Annotated in this window: 18 protein-coding genes and 1 riboswitch; of the genes, 15 read left to right on the top strand and 3 right to left on the bottom strand. The window is 72.6% G+C overall.

The features are described from left to right. Nucleotides 1-99 precede the first annotated feature (99 nt). Nucleotides 100-1,158 (top strand): semialdehyde dehydrogenase, encoded by a 1,059-nt coding sequence (locus tag Cch01nite_RS13645; protein ID WP_203755705.1) that lies wholly within the window; start codon nucleotides 100-102, stop codon nucleotides 1,156-1,158. Continuing rightward, nucleotides 1,155-2,417, top strand: coding sequence for an NAD(P)/FAD-dependent oxidoreductase (locus Cch01nite_RS13640; protein ID WP_203755701.1), 1,263 nt, complete (start codon nucleotides 1,155-1,157; stop codon nucleotides 2,415-2,417). Before Cch01nite_RS13645 ends, Cch01nite_RS13640 begins: the two co-directional genes overlap by 4 nt. A 54-nt stretch (nucleotides 2,418-2,471) precedes the next feature. Here the strand turns inward: Cch01nite_RS13640 and Cch01nite_RS13635 are convergent, their stop codons facing one another. After that, nucleotides 2,472-3,458 (bottom strand): LacI family DNA-binding transcriptional regulator, encoded by a 987-nt coding sequence (locus Cch01nite_RS13635; protein WP_203756242.1) that lies wholly within the window; start codon nucleotides 3,456-3,458, stop codon nucleotides 2,472-2,474. A 141-nt stretch (nucleotides 3,459-3,599) separates the two neighbouring features. Between Cch01nite_RS13635 and Cch01nite_RS13630 the strand changes: the two genes are divergently transcribed. The 4 genes from Cch01nite_RS13630 (at nucleotide 3,600) to Cch01nite_RS13615 (ending at nucleotide 9,222) form a co-directional block, all read left to right on the top strand. Continuing rightward, the gene (locus Cch01nite_RS13630; RefSeq protein ID WP_203755686.1) at nucleotides 3,600-4,913 is read left to right on the top strand and encodes an ABC transporter substrate-binding protein; all 1,314 of its coding nucleotides are present in this window, start codon (nucleotides 3,600-3,602) and stop codon (nucleotides 4,911-4,913) included. A gap of 5 nt (nucleotides 4,914-4,918) precedes the next feature. Further along, on the top strand, nucleotides 4,919-5,950 hold the full coding sequence (locus Cch01nite_RS13625) for a carbohydrate ABC transporter permease (protein WP_239070518.1): 1,032 nt from the start codon (nucleotides 4,919-4,921) through the stop codon (nucleotides 5,948-5,950). After that, on the top strand, nucleotides 5,947-6,849 hold the full coding sequence (locus Cch01nite_RS13620) for a carbohydrate ABC transporter permease (protein ID WP_203755676.1): 903 nt from the start codon (nucleotides 5,947-5,949) through the stop codon (nucleotides 6,847-6,849). Before Cch01nite_RS13625 ends, Cch01nite_RS13620 begins: the two co-directional genes overlap by 4 nt. Before the next feature lie 84 nt (nucleotides 6,850-6,933). Further along, nucleotides 6,934-9,222, top strand: a complete 2,289-nt coding sequence (locus Cch01nite_RS13615; RefSeq protein ID WP_239070515.1) for a beta-xylosidase/alpha-l-arabinosidase — start codon at nucleotides 6,934-6,936, stop codon at nucleotides 9,220-9,222. 105 nt (nucleotides 9,223-9,327) lie between these two features. Here the strand turns inward: Cch01nite_RS13615 and Cch01nite_RS13610 are convergent, their stop codons facing one another. Next, nucleotides 9,328-9,912 (bottom strand): DinB family protein, encoded by a 585-nt coding sequence (locus Cch01nite_RS13610; RefSeq protein ID WP_203755673.1) that lies wholly within the window; start codon nucleotides 9,910-9,912, stop codon nucleotides 9,328-9,330. 140 nt (nucleotides 9,913-10,052) lie between these two features. On the opposite strand from Cch01nite_RS13610, the gene Cch01nite_RS13605 reads away from it, so the two are divergent. Continuing rightward, nucleotides 10,053-10,631 carry a 1-acyl-sn-glycerol-3-phosphate acyltransferase gene (locus Cch01nite_RS13605; RefSeq protein ID WP_203755671.1) on the top strand — a complete coding sequence of 193 codons (579 nt, stop codon included), beginning with the start codon at nucleotides 10,053-10,055 and terminating at the stop codon, nucleotides 10,629-10,631. A gap of 18 nt (nucleotides 10,632-10,649) precedes the next feature. On the opposite strand, the gene Cch01nite_RS13600 is transcribed toward Cch01nite_RS13605, so the two are convergent. Further along, on the bottom strand, nucleotides 10,650-11,738 hold the full coding sequence (locus Cch01nite_RS13600; protein ID WP_203755669.1) for an epoxide hydrolase family protein: 1,089 nt from the start codon (nucleotides 11,736-11,738) through the stop codon (nucleotides 10,650-10,652). Between the two features lie 99 nt (nucleotides 11,739-11,837). Between Cch01nite_RS13600 and Cch01nite_RS13595 the strand changes: the two genes are divergently transcribed. The 8 genes from Cch01nite_RS13595 to Cch01nite_RS13560 all read left to right on the top strand — a co-directional run bounded on the left by Cch01nite_RS13595 (nucleotide 11,838) and on the right by Cch01nite_RS13560 (nucleotide 16,836). Then, nucleotides 11,838-12,470: a TetR/AcrR family transcriptional regulator gene (locus Cch01nite_RS13595; RefSeq protein WP_203755667.1), complete on the top strand. Its 633-nt coding sequence runs from the start codon at nucleotides 11,838-11,840 to the stop codon at nucleotides 12,468-12,470. A 54-nt stretch (nucleotides 12,471-12,524) separates the two neighbouring features. Next, complete coding sequence (locus tag Cch01nite_RS13590; RefSeq protein WP_203755665.1) at nucleotides 12,525-13,475, top strand: RDD family protein; 951 nt, start codon at nucleotides 12,525-12,527, stop codon at nucleotides 13,473-13,475. Between the two features lie 82 nt (nucleotides 13,476-13,557). Continuing rightward, nucleotides 13,558-13,980, top strand: coding sequence for an SRPBCC family protein (locus Cch01nite_RS13585; RefSeq protein WP_203755663.1), 423 nt, complete (start codon nucleotides 13,558-13,560; stop codon nucleotides 13,978-13,980). A gap of 106 nt (nucleotides 13,981-14,086) precedes the next feature. Next, nucleotides 14,087-14,257, top strand: a complete 171-nt coding sequence (locus tag Cch01nite_RS13580) for a CsbD family protein (protein WP_203755661.1) — start codon at nucleotides 14,087-14,089, stop codon at nucleotides 14,255-14,257. Between the two features lie 136 nt (nucleotides 14,258-14,393). Continuing rightward, a complete protein-coding gene (locus Cch01nite_RS13575) occupies nucleotides 14,394-14,912 on the top strand; it encodes a GyrI-like domain-containing protein (protein ID WP_203755659.1) in 519 nt (172 codons plus the stop codon). 254 nt (nucleotides 14,913-15,166) lie between these two features. Continuing rightward, nucleotides 15,167-15,241, top strand: a riboswitch (cyclic di-GMP riboswitch). A gap of 17 nt (nucleotides 15,242-15,258) precedes the next feature. Further along, nucleotides 15,259-15,405, top strand: a complete 147-nt coding sequence (locus Cch01nite_RS13570) for a hypothetical protein (protein ID WP_203755657.1) — start codon at nucleotides 15,259-15,261, stop codon at nucleotides 15,403-15,405. A gap of 300 nt (nucleotides 15,406-15,705) precedes the next feature. Continuing rightward, nucleotides 15,706-16,320, top strand: a complete 615-nt coding sequence (locus tag Cch01nite_RS13565; protein WP_203755655.1) for an RICIN domain-containing protein — start codon at nucleotides 15,706-15,708, stop codon at nucleotides 16,318-16,320. 138 nt (nucleotides 16,321-16,458) lie between these two features. Continuing rightward, nucleotides 16,459-16,836: an SHOCT domain-containing protein gene (locus tag Cch01nite_RS13560; RefSeq protein WP_203755652.1), complete on the top strand. Its 378-nt coding sequence runs from the start codon at nucleotides 16,459-16,461 to the stop codon at nucleotides 16,834-16,836. Nucleotides 16,837-16,853 lie beyond the last annotated feature (17 nt).

The raw sequence follows: 16,853 nt of genomic DNA, 5'->3' as shown, positions 1-16,853 counted from the left end.
CCTCACCCGGTCCGGGCGGTATCAGGAGCCCAGGTCAGGCCACCTGAGGGGTGCGACCCGCCAGGGGACGCACGCAGCCGACTCCCGCCTGGAGCCCTCATGAGCGCCCTCCCCTTCGCCTTCCTCGTCCATCCGCGCGCCCGCATCGCCGAGGACCTCGCGCGGGTGTGGCGGCCGCTCGGCCGGCTGCCGGAGGGTGTCGTCGAGCGGGCCGTGCGGTGGCTGCCGCTCCCGCCGTTCTCGATGGCCCGCGTGCACCTGCCCGACGAGGGTCCGGAGCCGGTCGGGCACGTGGTGCTCGTGCCGTTCGGGGCGCGGCACCTGCTCGGGGAGCCGCACGAGGGGCGGGCCCGGGTGGGCCGGGCGATCGACCACGCGGCGCGGCTCGGCGCGGGGGTCGTCGGGCTGGGCGCGCTGACGGCGACCGTGACCGCGGGCGGCGTCACGCTGCGGGACCGGACCGACGTGGGCGTCACGAACGGCAACGCGTTCACGGCGGCCGTCGTCGAGGACCAGCTCCTCACCCTGCTCGGCGACGCGGGCCGGCGACGGGTCGCGGTCGTCGGTGCGACGGGCAGCGTCGGCACCGCGCTCGTCCGTCTGCTGGCGCGTTCGCGGGCCGCCGACGAGCTGCTGCTGGTCGCCCGCGGGGCCGCGAAGCTCGGCACCCTCGCCGCCGAGACGCACCGGCGTGTCCCGACCGCCGTGTCGACGGACCTGCACGACGTGCGCGGCTGCGACGTCGTCGTCCTGCTCACCGCGTCCGCCGACGCCCTGCTGCGCGCCGAGCACCTCGCTCCCGGCGCGCTGGTCCTGGACGCGACCCAGCCGCGCAACACCTCACCGAAGCTGCTCGACGAACGGCCCGACGTGACCGTCGTCGACGGCGGTGTCGTCGCGGTGCCCGACATGCGGCTGCGCGGCGGGAACATCGGGCTGCCGCAGGGTCGCGCGTACGCGTGCTTCGCGGAGACCGCGCTCCTCGGTCTGGACGGCCATCAAGGCCACTTCTCCCTGGGGGTCCCGACACCGGACCAGGTCGACCACGTGCGTCACCTCGCGGGGCGGTTCGCCCGGCACGGGTTCGCGGCGGCCCCGGCCACGTCGTTCGGCCGGCCGCTCGAGGAGCGCGCGGCTGTCGTCGCGGGTGCGCGGTGAGCGTCGCGGCCGGCACGCCGAGGCGGGTCGTCCTGCTCGGTGGCGGGTACGTGACCCTGCACGCGTACGGCGCGATCGTCCGGCGGCTGCGCCGACGGGTCCGCCGCGGTGACGTCGAGATCGTCGTGGTCAGCGCCGACGACGTGCACAACTTCCACGGGTTCACGGGCGAGGTCGCCGCCGGCCGGCTGCCCGCGCACCTGACGCAGACGCCGCTCGTCGAGGCCATGCCGTACGCGCGGGTGCTGCACGCCCGGGTCCGGCACGTCGACCTGCACCGGCAGGCCGTCACGTACGCGCCCGCCGACGGGTCCGCCGAGGCGACCGTCCGGTACGACGCCCTCGTCGTCGGCACCGGCGCCGCCGAACCGCTGGACGACGTCGAGGGGCTCGCCGACCGGGGCGTCACGCTGCGCCGCCCGGGCGGGCTGCGGGCGCTCGCCGAGCAGGCCGCGGCCGCCGGTGACGACGGGCGGCCGGTGGTCGTCGTCGGCGGCGGCCTGGCCGGCGTCGAGCTCGCCGCCGCGCTCGCGGACCGGGTCGGGCCGACCCCGCCACCGTCCGTCGTGCTGGTCCACGGCGGTGACCGGGTGGTCCCGGCGTTGCACGACGAGCAGCCGCGGCTGGCGGCCCGCTGCGTCGCGGAGCTCGCCCGGCTCGCGGTCGACGTCCGCACGGGCACGCGCGTGGTGGCCGCCGACGCGCACGCGGTGACGCTGTCGGACGGCACGCGCATCCCCGCGGGCACCGTCCTGGCGACGACCGGCCAGCGCCCGGTGCCGCTGCCCGGCCTGGAGCCGCTGGCCCGTGACGCCCGGGGCCGGATCCTCACCCAGCGGGACCTGCGGGTCACCCCGGTCGCTGCCCGCGGCGCGTCGAACGTGTGGGCCGCGGGCGACGCCGCCGCCGTCCTGCACCCCCGCTCCGGGACGCCCGTCCCGGCGAACGCGCTGTGGGCGATCAAGGCGGGCGACCAGGTGGGCCGCAACGTCGCGCACACCCTGCGCGGGCGGCCCGGTCGGCCGTTCCGCTACCTCGGCCTGGGCGCGGCCGCGTCGTTCGGCACGGGCCGCGGCGTCGCCGACCTGTACGGGGTGCCGATCACCGGGTGGGTCGCGTGGCTGCTGCGGCTCGGGTTCTTCCTGCGGTTCATGCCGTCACGGTCGCGTGCCGTGCGGATCCCGTTCGCGCTCGTGCGCGCGGGGTCGGGCAGGGCCGTGCGCGGCGGCCGGCACCGTGCCGACGTCGTCCGGGCGTAGCGGGGGTCGCGCGCGCACAGGGTTCTCACCGACCCTGGGTGGATGGGGCTGGGGTCAGCGGGTGCGCGGCGGTGCGCACGACGAGCGCTCGACGAGCGCGGTCGGCAGCCGGCTGTGGGTCGAGCGCTCCTTGCCGTCGATGAGGTCGACGAGCATGCGCAGGGCCTCGGCGCCCATCTGCTGCAGCGGCTGGCTGATCGTGGTGAGCGGCGGTGTCGCCATGGCGGACTCGGGGACGTTGTCGAAGCCGATGACCGAGAGGTCCTCGGGCACGCGGAGCCCGAGCGAGCGGGCGACCTCCATGACGCGGATCGCGGAGAGGTCGTTCGCGGCGAACACGGCGGTGGGCGGCTCGGGCTCCGAGAGCAGCTGGTGGGCGGGCTGGTCCGCGGTCTCGGGCCGGTAGCCGCCGACGAGGACGAGCGCCTCGTCGACCGTCACCCCGGCGGCGGCCATCGCGTGCCGGAACCCGGACTCGCGCAGCGTCGCGGACTCGAGGTCGGGGCGTCCGCCGAGGAAGCCGATCCGCCGGTGCCCGAGGCGCAGGAGGTGCTCGGTGGCGAGCACGGCGCCGCCGAAGCTGTCGGCGTCGACCGTCGGGAAGCCGGACGGGCCGGTGTGCGGGTCGACGGCCACGACGGGGACGCCGGGCACTGCCTCGACGACCGTCGGAGTGACGATGACCGCGCCGTCGATGAGCGTGCCGGACAGCCGCGAGAGGTACCGCCGCTCCCAGCCGACGTCCGCGCCGCCCGCGCCGCCGCCCGAGTAGGCGAGCAGCTCGTACCCCGTCGGGCCGACCGCGCCGGAGGCGCCCTTGAGGAGCTCGGTGCTGTACGGCTCGAACTCCGCGACGAGGATGCCGAGCACGTTCGTGCGGTAGCTGCGCAGGCTACGGGCACCGAGGCTCGTCTCGTAGCCGAGCTGGTCGATGACTTCCTGCACGCGCGTGAGGGTGCTCTGGGCAACGCCGTAGCGTCCGTTGACGACCTTCGACACGGTCGCGACGGAGACACCGGCGATCTGGGCGACGTCGGCCATCTTCACGCGGGGGATCGGCTCCACGCCGGTGAGCATAACGCAACGGTTCGATAACGTTCTCGATAACGTTTTTGACATGCGACCAACTGGCTGCAACTCTTGCCGCGTCCATCCCTCTCAGTGACGACGAGGAGTTCGAAGATGAAGAGGACACCTGTCCTTGGCGCCCTGGCGCTGGGCATGAGCCTCGCACTGCTCGGAGCGTGCAGCTCCGGCGGCGACGCCGAAGGCAACGACGACTCGACCAGCGGTGGCGAGACGACGATCACCTGGTGGCACAACAGCAACACCGACCCCGGCAAGGGCTACTACGAGCAGGTCGCGAAGGACTTCGAGGCCGACAACCCCGGCGTGCACATCGAGATCTCCGCGATGCAGCACGAGGACATGGTCACGAAGCTCGAGGCCGCGTTCCAGTCCGGCGACACGCCCGACATCTACATGGAGCGTGGTGGCGGCGAGCTGAAGGACCACGTCGCCGCGGGCATCACCAAGGACATCTCCGAGTCGGCGAAGGAGTCCATCGACAAGATCGGTGGCTCGGTCGCGGGCTGGCAGGTCGACGGCAAGACCTACGGTCTGCCGTTCTCCCTCGGCGTCGTCGGCTTCTGGTACAACAAGGCGCTCTGGGCGCAGGCCGGCATCACCGAGCCCCCCGCCACGTGGGAGGACTTCGCCGCGGACATCGCCAAGCTGAAGACGACCGGCGCGTCGGCCGGCTTCGAGCCGATCTCCGTCGGCGCCGGTGACAAGTGGCCCGCCGCGCACTACTGGTACTACACGGCCCTGCGCGCGTGCTCCGAGTCGACGCTGCAGGAGTCGGTCAAGACGCTCGACTTCTCCGACCCGTGCTTCGTCAAGGCGGGCGAGAACCTCCAGACGATCCTCAAGGCCGAGCCGTTCAACTCCGGCTTCCTCTCCACCCCGGCCCAGACCGGCGCCACCTCCGCCTCGGGCCTCCTGGCCACCGGCAAGGTCGCGACCGAGCTCCAGGGCCACTGGGAGCCCGGCGTCATGCAGGGCCTCACCGAGGACGGCAAGGGCCTCGGCGAGAACACCGGCTGGTTCCCGTTCCCGACGTTCCCCGGCGACAAGGGTGAGGCCACGGCTGCTCTCGGTGGCGGCGACGCGTGGGCCGTGTCGAACGACGCGCCCGACGCTGCTGTCGACTTCGTGAACTACCTGCTGTCCGACAAGGTCCAGCAGGGCTTCGCGGAGCAGGACATGGGTCTGCCGACCAACCCGACGGCGTCGCAGTACGTCAAGGACCCGGCGCTGGCCAGCCTGCTCAAGGTCCGCGACGCGGCCCCGTACGTCCAGCTGTACTTCGACACGGCGTTCGGTGCGTCCGTCGGTGGCGCCATGAACGACGAGATCGCCCTGCTGTTCGCCGGTCAGGCGTCCCCGCAGGACATCGTCGACGCCACCCAGGCCGCGGCTGACTCGGAGAAGTGATCGACGTGGCAGACGAAGCGAACGCCCCCGTGGGCGCCTCCGCCTCGCCTGCGACGTCCACCCTGGTCGAGGTCGCCGGTCGCGCTCACGCGCGGCCGGCGGCCCCGGCCGCGGGCGGACGCCGTGGGATGGGCCCGGCCGTCCGCAAGCGCCTGGAGATCCTCTTCTTCACGGCGCCCGCACTCCTGCTGTTCCTGTTCTTCGTGGTCTGGCCCATCATCAAGGCCGTCCAGTTCTCCGTGTACCGGTGGAAGGGCTACGGCCCGCTGGTCGACTTCGTCGGCCTGAAGAACTACGTCAGCGTCCTGCAGAACGACGTCTTCATCGACGCGTTCAAGCACAACATCATCATCGCGATCGCCTCCATCCTCATCCAGCTCCCGCTGGGTCTGGCGATCGCGCTCCTGCTCAACCGCAAGATGAAGGGTCAGAGCGCGCTCCGGACCATCATCTTCGTGCCGTACGTGCTGGCCGAGGTCATCGCGAGCGTCATCTGGTTCCAGCTGCTGCAGCCGAAGTACGGCGTGGTCGACACGATCCTGGCGACCGTCGGGCTGCACGGCCCCGCGCAAGGCTTCCTGGGCGACCCGAAGTGGGCCCTCGCCACCGTCATCTTCGTCCTGACCTGGAAGTACCTGGGCCTGGCGATCATCCTCTTCCTCGCCGGCCTCCAGAGTGTGCCCGAGGAGCTCTACGAGGCCGCGCAGATCGACGGCGCGAGCTGGTGGCAGGTGCAGCGCCGGATCACGATCCCGCTGCTCGGCCCCACGATCCGCACCTGGGCCTTCCTGTCGATGATCGGCTCGCTGCAGCTGTTCGACATGGTCTGGATCCTCACCGGCGGCGGCCCGGCCAACTCCACGAACACGATGGCGACGTTCCTCATCATCGAGGGCACGAAGCGGTCCAACTACGGCATCGCGTCGGCGGCGTCCGTGATCCTCTTCGTCGTCTCGCTCGTCGCGGCACTGCTCTACCAGCGCTTCATCCTGAGCCGCGACAACCTGACCTCCGCTCCTGGAAGGAAGAAGCGATGAGCGCCGGAACCGTGTCGCCGTCGAAGCCGCCGCACGTCGCCATGACGGCGAAGGAGCAGGGCTTCCACAAGAAGAAGACCTCCCTCGAGGGTGGCAACCCGCTGGTCTGGGGCATCGCCCTCGTGGTGATCGCGCTGACGCTCGGTCCCGTGCTGTACGGCATCCTCAGCGGCTTCCGCACCAACGGGCAGCTCGCCGAGGACCCCGCGGCCCTGCCCGACCCGTGGGTGCTCAAGAACTACGTCGGCGTCCTGACCAACCCGAGCTTCTGGCGGTACGCGGGCAACTCCGCGGCCATCGCCATCATCACCACGACGATCGTGGTCGTGTTCGGGATCATGGCGGCGTACCCGCTGGCCCGCTACCGGTTCAAGGGTCGCGAGCAGATCTTCCTCGTCTTCGTGATGGGCCTGCTCTTCCCCGCGACGGTCGCGATCATCCCGCTGTTCATCCTCATCACCAAGGAGCTCCACCTCGGGAACACCTGGTGGGGGGTGGCGCTCCCGCAGGCGGCGTTCGCGCTGCCGGTGACGGTCGTGATCCTGCGGCCCTTCCTGCAGGCGCTGCCGAACGAGCTGGAGGAGGCCGCGCTGCTCGACGGCGCGTCCCGCATCGGGTTCTTCTGGCGGATCCTGCTGCCGCTGTCGAAGCCGGGCATGGTCACCGTCGGCGTGCTGGCGTTCGTCGGCTCGTGGAACGCGTACCTGCTCCCGCTGCTCCTGCTGCAGGACAAGATGAAGACGCTCCCGCTCGGCGTGGCCGACTTCTCCTCGGAGCACTCCTCCGACATCGCGGGCGTCTTCGCGTTCACGTCGCTGGCGATGATCCCGGCGCTGATCTTCTTCCTCGCGATGCAGAAGCAGATCGTCAACGGCCTTCAGGGCGCCGTCAAGGGCTGACGCCCGCCACGCCCTCTTCCGTGCGGCGCGCGGCCGATCGTCGCGCGCGCACGTGCCCCACCAGTGCTCACAAGGAGTCGATCCGTGACGGATCTCCAGCTTTCCCCTGACCACGTGGCCGACCGGCCGCGGCTGCTCCTCGAGCGCATGACGCTCGAGGAGAAGCTGGCCCAGCTCGTCGGGTTCTGGGAGAAGGGCGACGGCGAGACCGTCGCCCCCCTGCAGGGCGAGTTCACCGTCGAGCAGGGGCTGGACACCGCGACGCTGCACGGCCTCGGGCACCTGACCCGCGTGTACGGCACGCGTCCGGTCGACGCCGTCGAGCGTGCACGGACGCTGTGGGAGCAGCAGCGCAAGCTGGTCCGCGAGACGCGGCTCGGGATCCCGGCGCTCGTCCACGAGGAGTGCCTCACGGGGCTCTCCGCGTGGCGGGCGGCGACGTTCCCGACGCCGCTGGCGTGGGGCGCGTCGTTCGACCCGGAGCTCGTGACGGAGATGGGCGCCGTGATCGGTGGCTCGATGCGCCAGCTCGGCATCCACCAGGGCCTCGCCCCGGTGCTCGACGTCATCCGCGATCCCCGCTGGGGCCGGGTCGACGAGTGCATCGCGGAGGACCCGTACGTGGTCGGCACACTCGGCACGTCGTACGTGCGCGGCCTGCAGTCGGCCGGCGTGCACGCGACGCTGAAGCACTTCGTCGGGTACTCGGCGTCGCAGTCGGGGCGGAACTTCGCGCCGGTGCACGCCGGGCCGCGCGAGGTCGAGGACGTGCTGCTCGTCCCGTTCGAGATGGCGCTGCTCGACGGCCAGGCGGCGTCGGTCATGTCGTCGTACAACGAGATCGACGGTGTGCCGGTCGCGGCCGACCCCCGCTTCATCACCGGCGTCCTGCGCGACCGGTGGGGCTTCGAGGGTCCGGTCGTCGCCGACTACTTCGGGGTCGCGTTCCTGCAGATCCTGCACGGCATCGCGAGCGACCTCGGCGAGGCGGCCGGTCTGGCCCTCGCGGCCGGTGTCGACATCGAGCTCCCGACGGGCGACGCGTTCCTCTCGCCGCTCGCGGACGCGATCCGCGCCGGGAAGGTCGACGAGGCGCTCGTCGACCGGGCCGTGCTGCGCGCCCTCACGCAGAAGCAGCAGCTCGGCCTGCTCGACGCGACGTTCGACGACGAGCCGCCGACCGAGGTCGACCTGGACGGTCCCGAGCACCGCCGCATCGCGGCACGGCTCGCGGAGGAGTCCGTGGTGCTGCTGTCGAACGACGGCACGCTCCCGCTGGCCGCCGGACCCTCGACGATCGCCGTGATCGGCCCGAACGCCGACCGTGAGGCCGCCCTGTTCGGCTGCTACTCGTTCGTGAACCACGTCCTCGCGCACCACCCGGGCGTGGACAGCGGCATCGACGTCCCCACCGTGCGGCAGGCCCTCGCGGCCGAGCTGTCCGGCGCCGAGCTCGTGTTCGCGCCCGGCTGCGCGGTGGACGACGACGACCGCAGCGGCTTCGACGCGGCCGTCGCGGCGGCCACCGACGCCGAGGTGGCCGTGCTCGTGGTCGGTGACCACGCCGGGCTGTTCGGCCGCGGCACCGTCGGCGAGGGCTGCGACCGGGACGACCTGGAGCTGCCGGGCGTGCAGCGCGAGCTGGTCGAGGCCGTGCTCGCCACCGGCACCCCCGTGGTGCTGGTGCTGCTCACGGGCCGCCCGTACGCCGTCGACTGGGCGCTCGACCGGTGCGCTGCCGTCGTGCAGGCGTTCTTCCCGGGCGAGGAGGGCGGCACCGCGATCGCCGGTGTGCTCAGCGGCCGGGTCAACCCGTCGGGCCGCCTGCCGGTCAGCATGCCGCGCTCGGCCGGTGCGCAGCCGTTCTCGTACCTGCACCCGCAGCTCGGCGGCGACGGCGACGTCACGAACCTGCGCAGCACGCCCGCGCTCCCGTTCGGCCACGGCCTGTCGTACACGACGTTCACGCACACCGACCTGACGGCGGCGCCCGAGGTGCCGTCGGACGGCGAGGTCGTGGCCCGCGTGACCGTCACCAACACCGGTGAGCGCGCCGGCGCCGACGTCGTCCAGCTCTACGGCCGGGACGTCGTCGGGTCCGTCACGCGTCCCGTCGCGCAGCTCCTCGCCTACCGCCGCGTGCACCTCGAGCCCGGGCAGAGCGCCGTCGTCGAGCTCACGGTCCCGACGACGCGTCTCGCCTTCGCCGACCGTGACCTCGCGCGGGTCGTCGAGCCGGGCAGGGTCGAGCTCTGGGTCGGCCCGTCGTGCTCCACGCGCGAGACCGAGGCCGCCGTCACCGTCGTGGGCGACGTCCACCACGTGACCACCGCCGACGCGCGCTGGTCCCGTGCGGAGGTCCTGCCCGCCTGAGGCCCCGCGTGCTCGTCCGGCGGGCTGGCCGGACGAGCCGACCGGGGGTGGTCCGGATGGGCTGACCGGGCGGGTCAGCCCATCCGGGTCAGCCGCCCTCGGTCGTCATGCGGCTCCGGCCGCCTCCCGTGCGGCGGCGTCGATCCGGGCGCAGTAGGCCGCCCAGTCGTCGGCGGTCCTGCCCGGGATGTTCGGGTCCCCGGGGCCGTTCCCGACCGACCCGTCGATGCTCTCCCGCACGATGTCCGCGTGGCCCGCGTGCCGGGCGACCTCGACGACCATGTGCACGAGGATCTGGTGGAGCGTCACCTGCTCGCGCTCGGGCGGCCACCAGGCGACGTGCCCGACGGCGTCGAGCGGCAGGGCGTCGATCGTCGCGTCGCTGTGCTCGCACGAGCGGCGCCACAGGTCGAGGACGTCGTCGCGCGTCTCCGCGGCCGTCACCCACATGTCGCCGTCGGGATCGCCGCCCTCGACCTGCCACGGCAGCACGACGTCCGACGGGCGGCCGAACGTCTCGCCGAAGTAGCCGACCTGGACGCTCGCGACATGCTTGACGAGCCCGAGCAGGTTGGTGCCCGTGGGGGTCATCGGGCGCCGCACGTCGTACTCGCCGAGCCCGTCGAGCTTGCGCAGCAGGTCGTCGCGGCGGATCCGGAGGTACTGGTGGAGCGTCTCCTTCTCGTCCATGACGAGCCACTCTGCCGCACGCCTCCGACACGTCGCCCGTCGAGATCGTCGTCCCACGCCTCGGCCGGCGTGACGCGCCGCAGAGCGTGGGAGGCGACCGGGAGGCCCGCGACCCGTTACGGTCACGCGGTGATCGACCGATGAGCCTGCGCCGCACCGCCGCCCGCGCCTACTGGCGCCTGAGCCGGTGGAACCTCGTCACCGAGCGGCTGCCGCAGGACGGCGCCGGCATCCTCATCGGCGCCCCGCACACGTCGAACTGGGACTTCGTGCTGATGCTCGCGATCGGCGGCGAGGGCGACCTGCGGTTCCGGTGGCTCGGCAAGCACACGTTGTTCAAGGGCATCGCGGGCCCGCTGATGCGGGGGCTCGGCGGCATCCCGGTGGACCGTCGCGACCCGGCCGGGCTGGTCGACGAGCTCGTCTCGCGGATCTCGGCGGGGGAGCGGTTCTACCTGGTCGTCACGCCCGAGGGCACCCGGTCCGGGCACGGCTGGAAGTCGGGCTTCTACCGGATCGCGCGGGCGTGCGACCTGCCGGTGACGCTCGGGTACGTGGACCGGACGACGAGGACGACGGGCCTCGGCCCGACGATCCGGCTCACCGGCGACGTGTCGGCGGACATGGACGTCATCCGGGCGTTCTACGCCGACAAGGCCGGTGCGGTGCCGTCCCGCCGGACCGAGCCGCGGCTGCGCGAGGAGCTCCCGGGCGACTGAGAGCCCCTCGCACGGGCCTCAGAGACCCGCGAAGAACTCCACGACGTCGCCGGCGAGCACGTCGGGCGCCTGGTGGGCGGCGTAGTGGCCGGGGGTGTCGTAGACGTTCCAGCGGACGACGTTCGCGTGGTCCCGGTCGACGAAGCGGCGGATCGAGAGGAAGTCGTTGGTCGACCCGGCGAGGGCGGTCGGGACGGTCGTCGGCCCCGACGGGTGCGTCGTCGAGTGCGCCATCTCGCGGTAGAACCGCACCGACGAGCCAGTGGTGCGGGTGAACCAGTAGACGGCGGCGTTGGCGACGACGAAGTCGTCGTCGAGCCCGACGAGGAGCTGCCCGTTCCAGCCGAGCAGACCGGCGGGGGAGTCGGCGAGCGCGTGCGCGACGGTCTGCGGCGACTGGGACAGCATCACGTTGAACGCGCCGAGGTTCTCCCAGAACCACTGCAGGTGCTCGATCGCGGCCTGCTCGTCGGCGGTGAGGTCGGCGAGCTCGGCGGGGTCGCCGGACGGGAACGAGAACAGCTGCGTGACGTGCACGCCGACGACGTGCTCCGGGTCGAGCCGACCGACCTCGGGGGAGATCATCGAGCCGCCGTCGTTGCCGACGGCGCCGTACCGCTCGTACCCGAGGCGGTGCATGAGCTCGACCCAGGCGCGCGCGGTGCGGTGGACGTCCCAGCCGGCCTCGGTCGTCGGGCCGGAGAACCCGAAGCCGGGCAGCGACGGGATCACCAGGTCGTACCCGGCGGCCGTGAGCGGCGAGATCACGTCGAGGTACTCGACGACGGATCCCGGCCAGCCGTGGGTGAGGATCAGGGCGGTGCCCGACGGCTGCGGCGCGCGGACGTGCAGGAAGTGGATCTGCTGGCCGTCGATCTCGGTCGTGAACTGCGGGTACGCGTTGAGGCGGGCCTCGAGCGCGCGCCAGTCGAACCGGTGCTGCCAGTGGTCGGCCCACGCGCGGACCTGCCCGACGGGCACGCCGTAGGTGGAGCCGGAGCCGGGGATCTCGTCGGTCCACCGGGTGCGGGCGAGCCGGTCGGCGACGTCGTCGAGCTCGGCCTGCGGGACGTCGATGCGGAAGGGGCGGATCTCGGTGCCGGACATGGGAGCCTCCATCGACCAAATCGGAACGGAACACATCGTTCCGCGACACGTCCAGACTAACGGAACGAAGCATTCCGGTCCAGTGGTACGGTCGATCCCATGACGACGCCCCTCAGCGGCCGCCGCGCGCAGGCCGCCCGCAACGACGAGGTGATCCTCGAGGCCGCCCGCACCGTGTTCATGCGCACCCCCGACGCCCCGATCGCCGCCGTCGCGCAGGAGGCCGGCGTCGGCGTCAGCGCCCTCTACCGCCGCTACGCCGGCAAGGAGGACCTCCTCGCCACGCTGTGCGCCGACGGCCTGCGCCGGTTCATCCAGGCCGCCGACGAGGCCGAGCGCCTCGACGACCCCGCCGCGCAGCTCGACGCGTTCGTCCGCGGCGTCATCGCCCAGGACGTGCACTCGCTCACCGTCCACCTCGCCGGCACGTTCACGCCCACGCCCGAGCTCGGCGAGCTCTCCGCCGAGGCGACCGCCCGGGGCGACGCGATCTTCCGCCGCGCGCAGGACGCAGGCGCCGTGCGCGCGGACCTCGAGACGACCGACCTCGCGATGGTCTTCGAGCAGGTCACCGCCGTCCGGCTCGACGACCCCGCCCGCACCGCCGTCCTGCGCGACCGCTACCTCACGCTGCTGCTCGACGCCCTGCGCCCCCAGGCGGCCACCGGCACGCTGCCCGGCCCGGCGCCGACCGGTGCGGAGCTCGGCGCCCGGTGGGTCCCGCGCCGCTGATCCGGGACCCCCGTTCCGGCCCGCCGACCCGGTCCGACCTGTCACGATTCCGCCGTGACGATCCTCGACGAGCCGCCGGGCGACCTCCTGACGGGTGTCGACGTCCCGCAGTTCGCGTCGTGGACCCGCCGGGTCGTCGCGGCACTCCTGGACTCGGCGATCCTCACGGGCACGGCGTTCGTCGTGGAGGGCTACCTGCACGGGATCGCGTGGTGGGGCTCGTCCGGTGCGGCCGGTGCCACGCCTCCCGGGCGTGAGGTGCTCGTCGCCGGCGCCGTGCTGCTCGCGCTGCAGGCGTTCACCGGCGCGACCCCCGGGAAGCGGGTCGCCGGGATCCGCGTCGTCCACGAGGTGACCGGCCGGCCCATCGGCGTCCTGCGGACCCTGGGCCGCGAGGTCGCGCACATCGTCGACGCCATCTGCTGGATCGGCTATCTCCGCCCGCTGTGGCACGAGCGCCGCCGCACCATCGCGGACAGCGCCGCCGGCACCGACGTCGTGCTCGGGCGCCCGGGGCCGCGCGTCGGCGGCGTCGACGCCTGGACGGCCGCGGCCGCCGCGCTGTGCACGATCGCCGTCGGCCTCTCCACCGGCGGGTCGACGTCGTACTCCGGCGGGTCGACGTTCCCGTGCACCGCGTCGGACGGGTCCCGGGTGGACCTGCGCGTCCCGTCGACGTCGTCGACCACTCGCCTCGGGGTGACGCGGGCCGGCAGCCCGACGGACGACCTCACGGCGACCTGGACCTACCCGCCCGGCACCGTCCCGCCCGACGGCACGGAGCTGGCCTCGAGGATCACCGCCGACGACGGCTCCGAGACGAACCACACCACCACGGTGGACGGGGTGGCCGACGACGCCGGGGAGGCCGAGGGGACCTGGACGGTGAGCATCCCGCCCGGGGAGCTCGCTCGTGACGGGTCGGACTGGACGTGGCGGGCCGAGGTCACGACGCCCGACGGCGCCACCGTCCAGGTCTGCACGGTCCACCACGTCCTCGGCTGACGGGCGGCGGCGCGGTCGCGTGGCTACCGTCGCACGGAAGCCGCGCGCAGCCGGCGCCGGCCACGTCCGGACGGAGGACACCATGACCGAGACCTACGTGGCCCGCGCGCGGACGACGATCGCGGCGGGGGCCGACGAGATCTGGCGGACGCTCGTCGACCCGGACGCCCGGTTCTTCCTCGGCGCGACGATCACCAGCACGTACGAGGTGGGCACCCCGATCGTGTTCGAGGGCGAGTTCCAGGGCAAGCACTTCCGCGACCACGGCACCGTCGAGGAGGTCGACCGGCCCCGGCTGCTGCGCTACAGCCACTTCTCGCCGCTCGGCGGCCGGCCCGACGTCCCCGAGAGCTACCACCACCTGACGTTCACGCTGGACGAGCACGACGACGGCACGACCGTCACGCTCGTGCAGGACAACGCGGCCTCGCCGGAGGAGGCGGAGCACTCGTCGGGCATGTACCAGCAGATGCTCGGGGCGCTGGCGGAGGCCGTGACCGGCTGACCGTCGAGGGACCTCCGGATGCGACCTGCGCGGGCCCGACATAACGTCGAGACGAACTGGTGCGGGTCGAACAGCGGCCCCTCGACACGGTCGGAAGGTGCGACACATGGGTCTCGACGACAAGATCTCGAACGCCGCGGAAGAGGCGAAGGGCAAGGTCAAGGAGGGCGTCGGCAAGGCGACGGACGACGAGCGCCTCGAGGCCGAGGGCAAGGTGGACCAGGCCAAGGCGAACCTCAAGCAGGCGGGCGAGGACGTCAAGGACGCCCTCAAGTAGCAGCTGCAGCGCAGGTGACGGCCCCCGTCGGAAGGCGGGGGCCGTCGCGTGTCCCTGGTGCGTGGGCGGCGGTCCCCGTAGCGTTCGACGGGGCCGATGCCCGGCGCTGGGGCACGCCACGTCGACAGGAGGCGTCATGGACCGGGCCGTGTCGGTACCCGTGCTCGTCGCGCGTCCGGAGGTGACGTACGTCGGCATCCGCCGGCCGGTGACGATGACGACGTTCCACCTGGTCGCCGACCGCCTGCCCGACGTGCTCGGGTGGCTCGACGCGCACTCGCTCGCGCCGGCCGGTCCGCCGTTCTTCCGGTACCACGTGATCGACATGGAGCGGGAGCTGCTGGTCGAGGCGGGGGTGCCCGTCGACGAGCGGCTCGCGCACCCCGACGGCGACGTGACGCCGGGCGTCCTCCCGGCAGGCACGTACGCGGTGACGACCCATGTGGGTCACCCGGACGAGCTCGTCCAGGTGACCGCGGACCTGCTGGCGTACGGCGACGGGCACGGCTGGGTGTGGGACCGGCGCGACACCCCGCAGGGCGACGCGTGGGGGTGCCGGCTCGAGCTGCTGCTGACCGACCCCCGCGTCGAGCCGGACATGTCCCGGTGGGAGACGCAGCTCGCGTTCCGGCTGGCGGACCCCCCGAGCGCCTGAGCCCGGACCGGCGGGCGTGACACGCTTCACCGGGCGATGGGCCGTCCGGGTGACATCCGATCGGGGGGTCGAGTGTCGACACCTGCACGCGAGGAGCGACGTCGCAGGTGGGACCGCGACCATGATCGGGCAGTTCGCGCATACCCCCAGGACACGGGCGCCATCCGCCCGAGCGGGTGAAAGTGGACGGATGTCCGACTTTGTCACGGTGAACCGCTTCCGCGCTGTCTCATCTTGCTCTAATGTCGGCTCTGTCAGCGAAACGGCAAACCCTCCGCGAGGAGGGGACGCAAAGCCACGGGGCCCTCAGGGTCAGCCGGGCTACCGAACAGGACAGGACGGTCTCATGGACCAGCGCGGCTTCTCCGTCGACCCCACCCCGAACACCCCCTTCGTCCTCCCGACGGCGCGCCTGCAGGCCTGGGCGCAGCTCGCGGCGCACCGCAGCGTCTCGGACCTCGTGCCGGCGCAGCGCGAGCACCTCGCCGCCTGAGGACAGCAGCACCCACCAGCACCGCAGAACGCCGGTCCCCGCTGTCGGGGGCCGGCGTTCTCGCATGTCTGACCAGGTCGGGCCAGGTCGGGCCAGGTCGGGCCAGGTCGAGCCGGCGCCGCGGACGCCGAGACCCCCGCGACGAGGAGTCTGCGTCGTCGCAGGTCAGCGCCCGCGGGACGCATCCGGGACGGAACCGGGGCGGCATTCCCGGCCGGGCTCCCGGCAGCCGTGGCTAGCGTCCCCGACGTCGGACGGGACCGCAGCTCGGCGGCCGCGACGAAGCACAAGGGGTGACGGATGAAAACTCTGCACGGCTCCCTCCTGCGGAGCCTCCTCGCGGTGGTGGTCGCACTGGCCGGCCTCACGGTCCCGGTCGCGGTCACGGCGAGCTCGGCACAGGCCGCCAGCATCTGCAGCGCCAAGTTCGGTTCCGACTGGAACGTCGGCGACCAGGCCCACTGGTGGGGCGCCGCCGCCGCCGGCCGGGCCGCCGAGCACCGCATGGTCATCGACATCAAGGGGCCGTCGACCGCCGACGGCACCCAGGCGCACATCTGGCACTGGTACGACGGGGACAGCCAGAAGTGGTGTCTCCACAAGAAGACGTGGGCCGACGGCTCCGTCTCGTACCTGTGGCGCAACTACTACTCCGGCAAGTGCCTGCGCGCGTGGGGCGCGACCGCCAACGGCACCCTCGTGAAGCAGAAGACGTGCAGCACGAGCGACACCTACCAGCTCTGGGACCAGGACTACCTGGGCACGGTCAAGACACCGGGTGGGACGGCGGACGGGTACCAGTGGCGGCTGGTCAACACCAACCAGTGCCTCGACGTCCAGGGACAGGGCACGACGGACGGCGTCCTGCTCCAGCTCTGGGGCTGCAAGGGCGGCGGCAACCAGGCGTTCTACTGACAGGTGGGCCCGGCGCCGCACCCCGCGGCGCCGGGCACCATCCGGTGCGTCCCCCTTGCGCCGTTCGTACGGTTCTCGGTTAGCCTCCGAATCACCGGGCTCGCCACTCGGGGCGGCTCGCAACCGAGAGAAGGTCGCATGGACAGCTTCTGGAGTTGGTTCTGGCTGCTGATCTGGTGGTTCGTGTTCTTCGCTTATCTCGTGATCCTGTTCCAGATCCTCACCGACCTCTTCCGTGACCGAGCCCTCAGCGGGTGGTGGAAGGCCGTCTGGATCGTTTTCCTCATCGTCTTCCCGTTCATCACGGCGCTCGTGTACGTGATCGCGCGCGGCAACGGGATGGCGGACCGCCAGCTCCACGCCGTGAAGCAGGCCAAGGCCGACACCGACACGTACATCCGCGAGGTGGCCGGCAAGTCGCCCGCGGAGCACATCAGCGACGCCAAGGCGCTGCTGGACGCCGGTGTGATCGACCAGGCCGAGTTCGACCAGCTCAAGGCCAAGGCCCTCGCCTGACCCGTCCGTCCGTGCCT

Origin of the sequence: Cellulomonas chitinilytica (assembly GCF_016862675.1) — a bacterium.
Classification (GTDB): domain Bacteria; phylum Actinomycetota; class Actinomycetes; order Actinomycetales; family Cellulomonadaceae; genus Cellulomonas; species Cellulomonas chitinilytica.
Note: the sequence above shows the minus strand (reverse complement) of the source record. Positions and strands in the feature narration are given on the sequence as shown.